The 415-nt window shown below is 42.4% G+C and carries 1 pseudogene; it reads right to left on the bottom strand.

Annotation, left to right across the window (positions count from 1 at the left end):
- A pseudogene (locus FD23_RS10125) lies at positions 1-248 on the bottom strand (ABC transporter ATP-binding protein); the annotation flags it as partial.
- Positions 249-415: the final 167 nt, after the last annotated feature.

The raw sequence follows: 415 nt of genomic DNA, 5'->3' as shown, positions 1-415 counted from the left end.
CCCACGCTGGCCTTGGCGGCAAACCACTGGGCAGTAATGCTGGCCGTTATCCCTAAAAGGGCCAAAAGGGCCAAGAGGCCAACCTGCTGGAAAACATAGGCCTGGTTTCTTTCTTTGATCCCGTAATCGATAATCCTGGCCACGACCAGGGGAACGAACAGGTCAAACAGGGCTTCCAGCAGCTTGAAAAGCGGGGCCAGAACGCTTTCTTTTTTATAGTCTTTGAGGTAGCGAAAGACGTATTTCATGTTCCACTTCCTTAATTTATTTGATGTTTCGAAACTCTATCATACTTTATTCTTATTAAAATCAACAAGCACAAATTTCTAAATTTACTTAAACTTCCCACACCAAAAAGAACTATGAAGCCTTGAAAACTCAATAGTTTAGCCAGTAAATATTCAATTAAGCTGCT

It is taken from the genome of Lactobacillus delbrueckii subsp. delbrueckii DSM 20074 = JCM 1012 (assembly GCF_001433875.1).
Classification (GTDB): domain Bacteria; phylum Bacillota; class Bacilli; order Lactobacillales; family Lactobacillaceae; genus Lactobacillus; species Lactobacillus delbrueckii.
This window is presented reverse-complemented; position numbering and strand designations above follow the sequence as displayed.